This is a genomic window from Limnothrix sp. PR1529, from assembly GCF_002742025.1.
GTDB lineage: Bacteria > Cyanobacteriota > Cyanobacteriia > CACIAM-69d > CACIAM-69d > CACIAM-69d.
In genome coordinates, this window is record NZ_LIRO01000078.1 from 1 (window position 1) to 9,778 (window position 9,778).

A 9,778-nucleotide genomic window follows, 5' to 3' on the forward strand; every position below is an offset into this window, starting at 1 on the left:
CACCCCCGCACCGGCCCGCGCCGTGCCCAACAGCCCCAACACGCGCGCCGAAGCGAACCGGCTGCCCTTGCCAGCTCGTTTTCCATTGCCCGCCTCGCGCTTGGCCCTCAAGGGTGGCAAGGTGACTGTGCGGTTAGTGAATTTCACCAATGCCAAGGTGGCCTTTGAGGTGATTGGCGTAACGGGCGATCGCCTGTTGACCGGTCAGCTAGACTCTCCCGATCGCGCCACCAGCGTTTTGGAGATGTTGCCCACCCCGAGCAATCTGGTGTTGTATCGGGCCGATCGCGGTTTTCTGTTGGCTCGCCCCACCGTGACCCCCCAAGGCGATCTGGAGCTGGTGTTAACCGCCACCGACAACATTGATCACGATGTGAACTACGTGAACGTGACCGAACAGGGCGAAGTGTATTTGTACTAAATGGGCAGTGGCCCATGGGTTTGACCATTGGCCTTGACCGGCGGACTAGACGAACCAAATCACTGAGTTGGTTGAGTACATGGGCTGAGTCAATGGTTGAGTACATGGGCTTGGCTAACGTTTTTGTTGATGAGTTGATTTTTCTGTTTGATATTTCTTCTGGTTGATTTTTCTGTTTGATATTTCTGTTGATGTTGGTTGCTAGAAGGGGTCGCCAGTCTCTAGCTCGCGGGTGCTGGACTGAGGCAGGCCGATCGATTGCGGACGAATTGCGGATTTTATGAGCAACGAAAATCGTTTGGTAGTGTCAACGGACAGGATCGCCCAACTGCGGGTTGAGTTAGCAGAATATCCCACTGCTTTGGAGGCTCTGGCAGAGATTGAAGATTGTGAAGGCGATCTCGAAGATGCGGCGATCGCCCTGGCCATTCGGGCCGGTCAACAGCCCGATCGCAGTGATGGTTGGTTGGAAGGCTTGGCCAAGCGATGTCGTGCCCGGCTCTGCGTGCAAGAACCGGTTCGCCAATCCCTAGCCCAAGGGGCGATCGCAGCCACCCTGGGCTATTTGGATGATCAGCCCCCCTGTCCGGCCGTGTTGCTGTTGCCCGTGGTTCTGTGGGTCAGCCATCAAGGAGTCGAAACCTTTTGTCGGCCCCTCGATCGACCCAATTTGCCCGAGAGTTAATTGCAAAACATCGAAAAAGCGGTTTTGGGCGTTTCGGCCGCCGCTCGTGGTTGGGGCTTTCGGTGGCGGATGCGGCCAGTTTCGCCTGAAATCCCCATAATCATTAACAAATCATCCAATCAGCATTCAATCGTCCATAAAATCGTTAGAAAATCATTTAATCGTCTGATCGTCCCTGGTTTTGATCATCCATGATGCTGAAGGGCCGGGGATAATCTCTGAGATGATCTCTCAATGGTCAGAGTGGATCATGGATGATGATGGAGAGGGTTGCATCGACCAAGGCCAAGGCAAGCTGCGAATTCAGAATTCTGCGTCGCCAACGCCCCGAACCCCGATCGACCCAACCCGCTCAGTGTTTTCAGGATTTTCAGGCCCTGCATATACCTGCGTTTGCATAAGGAGACGATCGTGGCGACAGACAGCCCCAAGGTGCAATTTGGCCCCCAGCGTTGGTATTCCAGCCTCACCATCAACGGCGAAGAGGTGGGATGGTGCACCAGTGAATTTGCTAACCAGTTGTCTGAGCTGTTCGATCGCGAAAAGAAACTAGAAGCGACCAACACCGTGTTGCGCTTAGCTTTCAAGCGCCTTTGCTCCGACATGGTGGCCAAAATGGGCGGCAACTCCCAACAGGTGGGCCAACTGATGTTGCGGTACTTGGAAACCACCATTCGCCCCACCAGCGGCCCCCGTGCCATTGCCTATCTGCTGCGCGATCGCCAAGCCGCCCTGGGCATGGGGAGCCAGGAGTTTGTGCAATTTTGCGATTCCTATCGTCTTTCGCCTCCCGAGCTGAAGGATATTTACGAAGGGCGGCCGATTAATGACGGGCAGCTCAAAAACATTGCCCGAATTGTGGGGCGATCGGCGCAAGAACTGGCCGAAATTCGCGATGCTGGCGGCAGCAGCGACACCGATCGCCTGGCCAAAGATTTGGGACTCAGCCCCGCCGAACTCATGGAGTGGTTAAATCAATAACCGCAACAAGCAGCCTAGCCGCAGCAAAAAGCGCCGATCGCCAACCATTAATCACTTGCAGGATTTCCACAGGCGATCGCCCCTGAATTTTTACGAATTTTCGCCAAAATTTGGTATTTTCTTTAATCCCATGTCATGGATTGCTCAAAAAGTTTAACCAATCCCGCTCAGGGCTAATGAACCGGATTTTTCTTCGATGATTAGCCCTGATTGGGAATGGGAAACTTAGGCGCAACAGGGGCACGGAACGGGAGTACGGAATAGGAGCACGGAGCTTGGACGACGATTGCGGCTCGGCCCGATGGGGCCGTAGTCGGGAATGATTGTGGGTTTAATTGAGCAATTTATCAGATATAAGAAAACCCACCTGCTGATCCTGGAAACCCAGCTTTGGCAAAGGCTTCAGGTATTTTGTGCCGAGGTGAATTAGCGGTCGAGGCACAGGAAATTCACCAGACTAGTAGTGGCTATGATGGTGGATATTAAGATTTTCTTCAGAATTCCCAAGAGATCTGATGAGTTACCCATATCCGTTCTACGGTACTACTAGAGGGCTATGGTCAATGCGTAAAATCAGTGCTAAAACCGAAGCTCCAAAGCTTGCCCACGAAACCGTAGAAGCAGCCCTAAAGTTGCGATTTTAAGCCGCAATCTTGAGTTGCAATCTTGAGTTGAGATTCGGGGTCAAGATTCTGAGTCGCGATTACAAGTTGTAACTTGAAGCTGCAATTTTGGGTTACGACTCTTGATTGCAACCTTTGAAAGCCTGAGTTTGATGACCACTGACTGAGTTTGTGCCAATTAGGTTCCATTAACTTAGTTTTCATCATCAAGCTTGGACAATCAAAGATCAGTCAAGATCACTCTGATCATGATGTTTGTTTATTGTTTCGTAATTTGATGGATTGTTTGGAAACCAACATCACGATCGGGAGCATCCCCCGCTAGGTCATCAATTTTTTGGGGTGGTAGCGGTTCTGACCAACCGTGACCAACTGTGATCAGCCTGTGAACCATACTGTTAACCGCTGTAATCAGCCGCTTGTGATCAATCATTTGCGATTGATGATTTGCAATTTATTATTTTAATGAATTGCAACAATGAATAACTGAAATAAATGACTGAAATGAATGCCTGAAATGAATCATTGCTATTCAAAAATCACCATTAACCATTCAGTTTCGGTTTGATTGCTTGTTAAGCTTCGCCCTTTAATTTGTGTTTTTGAAGCACTAGGGAGGTTTGTGATGTTGGACTGTTGCGATCGAAGGACAGTGGTTCGCCCCCAACGACTCATGCACCGATCGGAAGGGGAATCAGCAAGATTGGTCATGGGCGAAAGTCGATCCGCTGCGATCCTGGATCGATCGCAACCCCTGATCAAAGGAATGGTGATTTTGGCTTGGGGGCTGTTGGCGGTGGTGGAACCCTGGTCTTGGCTGGGTCGGGGCCAGCGCTTTGCCCTGGCCGGTTCTCCCGAGCAGAGTTGGTTAGTGCGAGCGGCCGCCCAACAGCCAGCGCCCACCCCTCCAGACTCCGGCGGCCCCAGCCGCAGCCAGGGATCGGGCACACGCTAAGGATTTAGACAATTTCCGCCAGGCTTCGCTGATGAATCTTCGTCCTCAGACTGCTGCCAAGCTCGACATAGCTGTTAATATTGGAAATTGCCTTTTGTCTGGCAATGTCTAAAAGTTTGTTGAGTGGGGCGCGATCGGTGCGCGTGACATCGCTCCTACACCGTAATTGCGCAGTGCCCGAGTGCTTACCCAGCGACCCGCCCATCAACAGCCCAACACACGATATCCTCAACCATGGCTAAGCGAGTTCAAGTAGTTCTGAGCAAAGACGTTAGCAAGCTGGGTAAGACCGGCGATTTGGTAGAAGTGGCTCCCGGTTATGCCCGCAACTACCTGCTGCCTCAGGGGGCAGCCGTTAACGTAACCCCTGGAATTTTGAAGCAAGTGGAGCGCCGCCGCGAGGCCGAGCGCCAACGCAAGATTGAAGAAAAACAACGCGCAGAAGCCAACAAAACGGCTCTGTCTACCGTGGGTACGCTGCGGATTGCCAAGTCGGTGGGCGAAGGCGATGCGATCTTTGGAACTGTGACCACCCGCGAAGTGGCTGACAAGGTGAAGGAATACGCCGGGATCGATTTGGATCACCGCGATATGACCTTGCCCGAAATTAACAAGCTGGGCAAGTACACGGTGTCGCTGAAGTTGCACCCGGAAGTGGTGGCAACGGCGACGATCGAAGTGATTGCCGAGTAGGATTGCCGCCGGGATGGCTGGGCACATCAGCTAGGCGATCGCTCATGGTCGATCGCTGGTGGCCCGCTCTCCATCATGCCTGTCCTGAATATCCTATCCATCGCTCAGATCCCCAGCGGGATTCCGAGCAACTCACGCCCATGGGGGTCTGGCTAGTTCCAGCCCCCATTTCTGTGGCATAGTGCCGATCAGAATGCGCATGGCCCTGAATTTCCTATTAGATTCCCTATTTTCTTTATTTTTGCGATCGCGAACCCATCGATCAAACTTGTTTGCAATATGAGTGAGTCGCTTGATTTTTCGACCGTGAGCGATCGACTGCCGCCGCAAAATATTGACGCGGAAGAGTCGATCCTTGGCGGCATTTTGCTAGATCCGGAAGCGATGAACCGCGTTGCTGAAATTCTGACACCGGAGGCGTTTTATTTAAGTGCCCACCGCACCATTTTTGAAGCCATGCGTGAATTGCACGCCCGAGGCAATCCTACGGATTTGCTATCGGTGACCACTTGGTTGAAGGATCGAGACCTCTTAGAAAAAGTAGGCGGCTCGCAAAAAATATCGCAACTGCTCGATCGCACCGTTAGCGCAGTCAATATTGATCGCTATGCCCTTTTGATTGCCGATAAATATGTGCGGCGACAGCTAATTTCCGTGGGCGGTGATATTGCGCAGTTGGCATTTGACAATAGGGAAGAGTTGGCAAAATTGCTCGATCGCGCAGAACAGCGCCTGTTTAATATCACCCAATCCAAAGCCAAAAACGATTTGACTTCTGCGGAGGTGATTCTCTCGGAAGCATTCTTTGAGCTGGAAAGTCGGGCCCTGGAATCTCAGATGCCGGGACTGAGCAGCGGCTTCTATGATCTAGATGCGATGACTCAGGGATTCCAGCGATCGGATTTGATCATTGTGGCGGGTCGGCCCTCAATGGGCAAAACCAGTTTTGTGATGAATGCGGCTCGCAATGTGGCTGCAATTCATAACCTCCCGATCGCCATTTTTAGTCTAGAAATGTCGAAGGAGCAACTGATGTATCGGATGCTCTCCAGCGAAGCGCAAATTGAAAGTAATCGCCTGCGATCGGGACGGATTAGCGAAAACGAATGGGGGCGAATTGGGTCGGCCATTCAAGGTCTTTCTAACCTGAAGCTTTATATTGACGACACGGCGGATATTTCAATTACAGAAATGCGATCAAAAGCCCGTCGCCTGCAAGCGGAACGCGGCGGCGCATTGGGACTAATTGTGATTGATTACCTGCAATTAATGGAAGGAGGCGGAGATAACCGGGTACAGGAGTTGTCAAAAATTACCCGATCGCTCAAGGCCCTGGCTCGGGAATTAAATGTGCCAATCTTGGCCCTGTCTCAGCTCAGTCGTAGCGTAGAATCACGAACAAATAAGCGACCAATGATGTCGGATCTGCGCGAGTCAGGTTGCTTAACCGGCGATACTTTGGTGCTCATGGCTGATAGCGGCCAGCGAGTACCCATTCGTCAACTCGTTGGACGAAAAAACTTCTCTGTATTGGCTTTAAATCCAATTACTTGGAAACTAGAGTCTAAGCGAGTTAGCCATGCTTTTTCAACAGGAATTAAACCGGTCTTCCGTTTAACAACTCGTCTGGGTCGTCAAATTCGTGCAACGGCTAACCATCAATTTCTAACTTTAGATGGTTGGCTGCGACTCGATTGCTTGCAACAGCGCATGAGAATTGCTCTGCCGCGCCAGCTTGCCCCGAATCAAACTACGACTATCACACAGCCAGAAGTTGCCCTGATGGGTCATCTCATTGGTGATGGTTGTACTCTTCCGCGCCACGCGATTCAGTACACAACAGTGGATTTAGACTTGGCAACCGCTGTTCAAGAACTTGCGGTTCAAGTGTTTGGCGACAATATCCAAGCACGCATTAAACCTGAGCGAAACTGGTATCAAGTCTATTTATCATCGGCCACTCCTTTAACGCATGGCGTTCGGAATCCAGTAGCAGAGTGGCTAGATCAGTTTGGAATTTTTGGATTGCGGTCATGGGAAAAATACATCCCAGAGCTGATGTTTCGTCAGGATGATTTGACCATTGCCAAATTTCTGAAACACCTATGGGCTACCGACGGCTCGATTCATCTCCTGCGTGGGAAAAATCTACGCCCCCTTGCTTATTATTCTTCCAGCAGTTGGCACTTGGCAGAAGGCGTACAAACACTTCTGCTTAGACTAGGCATCAATGCAAGGCTCAAGAAAATTTCTCAGAAGGGTAAAGGGCGAGATCAATATCATGTGGTTGTTACAGGTCATGAAGATCTTTGCCGCTTTGTTCAACAAGTTGGAGCCTATGGCATTAGAAAACAAACTGCTCTACAGTCGGTTTGTGAATACCTTGATTCACATTCTGCGAATACCAATCGAGATGTTATTCCGTCTAGAGTTTGGTCAAACCAGATCTTGGCAATAATTTCTGAGTTTGGAATGACTCAGCGACAATTCCAAAATGCTTTGGGTACTCGATATTGTGGAACAGCACTTTATCAACAGAATCTCAGTCGTGAACGTTTGAATAGAATTGCAGAAGTTCTGGATTCGAGCAGCTTAAAAAATCTGGCTAATAGCGATGTCTATTGGGATGAAGTGGTTTCGATCGAGCCAGATGGAGAAGAAGAGGTTTTTGATTTAACAGTCCCAGAGCATCACAATTTCGTGGCAAATAACATCATTGTTCATAACAGTATTGAGCAAGATGCGGACTTAATCTTAATGCTTTATAGAGAGGAGTACTACAACCCAGATACTCCCGACCGGGGAATTGCAGAAGTGTTGCTGACCAAGCACCGTAACGGCCCAACGGGCACAGTTCGCCTATTGTTTGATTCGCAGTTTACGCAATTTAAAAATATGGCTGGTGGCGGTGGTGGCCGCTTTCAGCCTTAGGTGAAACCTGGCTGAAATCTTAGCGAATATCTTGAAAGTCTGGTTTTAGATTTTGGCTTTGATCTTGGCTTGAGTATCGGATTGAACAGCGATCGGGCGGTTGAGGAGCAATGGCAATTCAATGACGGTTTATGCCCAAATTTATGCGGTGGTTCAGCAAATTCCCCCAGGCAAGGTGGCAACCTATGGGCAAGTGGCCGAGCTGGCCAACTTGGCGGGCAAGGCGCGGTTGGTGGGCTATGCCCTGGCACGGGTGGCGGGAGACGATCGCGACATTCCTTGGCAACGGGTCGTGAATGCGCGGGGGGAAATTTCCTACTCACCGTTTCGGCAGGGCAATGATTATTTGCAGCGGGCGTTGCTGGAACGGGAGGGGGTGCAGTTTGATACAGCCGATCGGGTCAATTTGCGGGTCTATCGGTGGCGGCCGGGGGAGCCTGATGGGCACACTAGCCTTTAGATTTGGATTCGGAAGTTGAACGGTTGAGCAACCGTCGAATTCTGCGTCTTGGGTTGGCTAGTTTTGGGTTGAAACTATGGCGGAGTTGGGGGCAGAGGGGGCGCGATCGCAGCTCCAAGCGGGTTTGACGGCCCTAAAGCAGGGGCAACCGGCGGCGGCGATCGCCCCATTGGAAACGGCCAGCGCCACCTTGACGGGGGCAGAGCAGGCTCGGGCCCAGGCGGCCCTGGTGGGGGCTTATCGAGCTGTGGGGCAATGGGCCAAGGCGATCGCCCTTTGTGAATCGCTGCTGAACCATCCCAACCCCCAGGTGCGTCAATGGGCAACCCAAGCGCGATCTCAACTGAAGCCACCGCCCCCACCGCCGCCCACCCCAAAACCCAAAGCTGCCGAGGATCCGGGATTTGTGCCCCTGGAAGCGGGAAATGCGGGATTTGTGCCCCTAACGGATCCCCAGGCGATCGGGAAGCGAACCCAGGTGGTGCGGGTGGCGTTGAATCCTCATCCCGGATCGCCAGCCTTGGGGTCTCCAGCCTTGGGGTCTTCTGCTTTGGCCTCCTCATCGGGATCTGCGAGCGCTGACCCGGGGACGAATCCGGCGATCGCCCCTGCAACCGCACCTACATCCCCATCGAAATCGGATCTTCCCCCAAGTGCCGTAGCTGGTTCCCCTCCTTTGTCTCCCAATCCCGATCGCCCGCCGGCCGTGATGGCGGTGGTGACAACGGTGGAGACGGCTGCACCGGAAGCGCAACCCCCGGCGGCGACGGATGCCCAAACCCCCGAACCCTATAGCGTTCAATGGCGCAACGGGGGCCGAGCCGATCGCCGCACGGCTTTGACCCCAAGGCCTTGGGGACAGCGGTTGGTGAGCCAGGTGATCGCGATCGTGCTTTTGGCCTGGCTCGTGCAACAGTCTGTCCTGTTGGGAACCGCCACCTATAACAAACTGTTGGATTGGCTGTCGGTTTTGTTGCCTTGGTTGCCCATTTGGGGAGAGGCCACGCCCTACATCACCGATGATCCCTCGGTTTCGGCTTGGATCGCCTTGGGGCTGTTGTTTTTGGGGTCGCCCTGGCTGTTGGATGAGGTGATGCACCGTTGGGGCAGCCAAACGCGCAAGTTTTCAGAACTGTCTGCCCAGCGGCCGGAAACGGCGCGCCTGTTGCAGCGACTGGTGAGATCGCGCAATCGCCCGGTTCCCTATCTCCGGTTGCTAACCACGGATCTGCCGGTGGTGGTGGTCTATGGTTGGTTGCCGGCCCAAGCTCGCCTAGCCATTAGTCAAGGGGCGATCGATGGTCTGAGTGATGGGGAACTGGCAACTTTGGTGGCCGCTCAATATAGCCAAATTGATCGCGGCGACAGCGCGATCGCCAGTTGGGCCACGGTGGTGTTGCTGCTGCCCTATGGTTTGCATCAATGGGCGGCGCAATTGGCGGAAACCTGGCAGCTTTGGCCCGCCAAGCTGGGGGCGGTGGGTTTGTCGGCCCTGGCCTATGGGCTGTATCGGGTGGAGCGTTGGGCCCTGTTTGGTTGGAGTCGATCGCGCCAGGCCGAAGCCGATCGGCTCGGGGCCGCCGAAACGGGGGATCCCAATGCCCTGGCGCGGGCCCTGGTTAAGTGCGGTGCGGCAGTGGCGGAACAGGCGATCGCGAACCGGGCCCTATCCCCTTGGTTGGTGGCGATCGAGCTGTTGTTGCCCTTCAGCCCCACCTGCGCCGCCATTGAAGGCAGCTTCCACCCGATCGCGCCTCCCGAACCCCTGTGGGCCTGGGGCCGACGCAATCCCTATCGCACTTGGCTCCAGCTCAATCACACCCATCCGCTCACGGGCCAGCGAATGGCCACCCTGGCGGAATTGGCCGTGCGCTGGCGATTGGAACCGGAATTTGAAGCCAGCGATCGAGCGGCCCAAGACCAACAACAACGCTACTTGCCACCCTTGCCCCGGGCCCGCCCCCTGAGACCCACCACCCCTCAAACCCTGTGGCTGCAGTCCGGGCCTTGGGTGGGCATGGTGGCCGGC

At 53.5% G+C, this 9,778-nt stretch carries 8 protein-coding genes; all 8 read left to right on the forward strand.

Annotation, left to right across the window (positions count from 1 at the left end):
• A partial coding sequence (locus AMR42_RS20495; RefSeq protein ID WP_099533804.1) for a hypothetical protein occupies nt 1-421 on the forward strand: 421 nt, incomplete at its 5' end.
• 304 nt (nt 422-725) lie between these two features.
• Nucleotides 726-1,106 carry a hypothetical protein gene (locus AMR42_RS12175; RefSeq protein WP_234406971.1) on the forward strand — a complete coding sequence of 127 codons (381 nt, stop codon included), beginning with the start codon at nt 726-728 and terminating at the stop codon, nt 1,104-1,106.
• Between the two features lie 411 nt (nt 1,107-1,517).
• Complete coding sequence (locus AMR42_RS12180; RefSeq protein WP_099533807.1) at nt 1,518-2,087, forward strand: hypothetical protein; 570 nt, start codon at nt 1,518-1,520, stop codon at nt 2,085-2,087.
• 1,248 nt (nt 2,088-3,335) lie between these two features.
• Nucleotides 3,336-3,665, forward strand: a complete 330-nt coding sequence (locus AMR42_RS12190; RefSeq protein ID WP_190527717.1) for a hypothetical protein — start codon at nt 3,336-3,338, stop codon at nt 3,663-3,665.
• A gap of 234 nt (nt 3,666-3,899) precedes the next feature.
• Nucleotides 3,900-4,358, forward strand: coding sequence for a 50S ribosomal protein L9 (rplI, locus tag AMR42_RS12195; RefSeq protein WP_099533812.1), 459 nt, complete (start codon nt 3,900-3,902; stop codon nt 4,356-4,358).
• A 279-nt stretch (nt 4,359-4,637) separates the two neighbouring features.
• Nucleotides 4,638-7,289, forward strand: a complete 2,652-nt coding sequence (locus AMR42_RS12200; RefSeq protein ID WP_099533814.1) for a replicative DNA helicase — start codon at nt 4,638-4,640, stop codon at nt 7,287-7,289.
• A gap of 121 nt (nt 7,290-7,410) precedes the next feature.
• Complete coding sequence (locus tag AMR42_RS12205; protein WP_099533815.1) at nt 7,411-7,749, forward strand: MGMT family protein; 339 nt, start codon at nt 7,411-7,413, stop codon at nt 7,747-7,749.
• Nucleotides 7,750-7,825: 76 nt separating this feature from the next.
• Nucleotides 7,826-9,778, forward strand: a 1,953-nt coding sequence (locus AMR42_RS12210; protein ID WP_099533817.1) for a M48 family metalloprotease, incomplete at its 3' end; no start/stop codon positions are given.

Excerpts from the sequence above, each read along its gene's own strand:
- AMR42_RS12205 (WP_099533815.1), top strand. The coding sequence starts at position 7,411 with ATGACGGTTTATGCCCAAATTTATGCGGTGGTTCAGCAAATTCCCCCA.
- rplI (WP_099533812.1), top strand. The coding sequence starts at position 3,900 with ATGGCTAAGCGAGTTCAAGTAGTTCTGAGCAAAGACGTTAGCAAGCTG.
- AMR42_RS12200 (WP_099533814.1), top strand. The coding sequence starts at position 4,638 with ATGAGTGAGTCGCTTGATTTTTCGACCGTGAGCGATCGACTGCCGCCG.
- AMR42_RS12190 (WP_190527717.1), top strand. The coding sequence starts at position 3,336 with ATGTTGGACTGTTGCGATCGAAGGACAGTGGTTCGCCCCCAACGACTC.